Source organism: Nostoc sp. CALU 546, assembly GCF_048836525.1.
Genome location: NZ_JAWJTF010000424.1, coordinates 1 through 1,270, shown reverse-complemented (window position 1 = coordinate 1,270; position 1,270 = coordinate 1). Strand labels below are relative to the sequence as shown.

1 protein-coding gene is annotated in these 1,270 nt (G+C 32.9%); it reads right to left on the bottom strand.

Annotation, left to right across the window (positions count from 1 at the left end; genetic code table 11):
- Nucleotides 1-239 precede the first annotated feature (239 nt).
- Nucleotides 240-1,270 (bottom strand): hypothetical protein (locus RRG12_RS44230; protein WP_420763373.1); only part of this gene is annotated, 1,031 nt, incomplete at its 5' end.

Genomic DNA, 1,270 nt, shown 5'->3' with positions numbered 1-1,270 from the left:
AAAAAAGGTTTGATTGATATTGATACTAATTGAGTGCCTGGTTGGGGCAGCAAGCATTGATGCTAGCAACGAAGACGAAACTGCACCTGCTGAAAGTAAAATTCATATCTATACAATAGACCTGATTAAGAAAATTTAAAATTGCTTGGTAAGCCATAATAACTCTTTTTAACGAGTCGATAATGAAGTGCAAGTGCTTTGTTTTTCATCAGATGATTTATTTAAGATAATATCTAATTTTACCAGCAAGCTTTGGCTTCATTTCCTTGTAGGATGTCAGGCTTATCTAAACTATTCCTAGCAATTTTTTGAGAGATAAAAAAGGCGCTTGCTAAAACTTTTGTTTTGTGAAATATTGTATAGAGATTAAGTTTATCTTTTCCCTTCAATCTTTTCAAGAATTTAACTGGTTCTCTAAGAATAGACAAAGAAACTTTACCAGATGTTATTGCACTAATATTATGTTTTCCATAACATAATTCCAATGCGTAAGCACCAGCATTCCATCTAGATACTTGCTCAATCCAAGCTTTTTTCGGTGGTTTATCCATAGTTATGTCGGTAGGACTGGGAGTTTTATTTATAGAAACAACATCTAATAAGATTTCGTAGATAAAGCCTGCATACTTAGCTAGGATACTAAGATGAGTATCTTCAACCCTGATCCCAGGGTAAGTTTGAGCAATAACAACTAACAAACTGATCAGTGCATCTGTTCTTCCAAATGTACCTCCTCCTTGCATCCACAGAAAACCATTGTGTCTACCATGCATAAGGTCTAAAAATAATTGAATAGGAGGAATTTCTTGGCTAAAGTCAGGCAAAAGAATTTCAGTTCCATCTATTATAGTTTTTTCATATACAGCAAATCTATTTCTTGTGCTGATAATATCTATTTTACTATGCTCATTAAGTTGGCTAATTATTAATTTTAAGCCGTTAGAATCTAGGTCTAAAAACGGATAATTTTGCTCAATCAAAAATTGAGATTCAGCATCGAAGGTAAATAATATTACAGGAGGTATCCATCCATTATCTATACTATTCAATAGTAATGAACTATAAATATCGCCTAAAACTCTAATTTTTCCTGCTGCATATACTCCTTCCTTTTGGTGAACAATAAATATTCTGTGCTGGTAATCCGGGTAGACAAAATTACTTAAAGAATATGGTTTTCCTTCACACATTAAATTGTCAAAAATTTTCGATGGAATATTGTTTGCCAATTTCTCAGCAGTGTATAGATGAATGACTTGGACATTTGGCA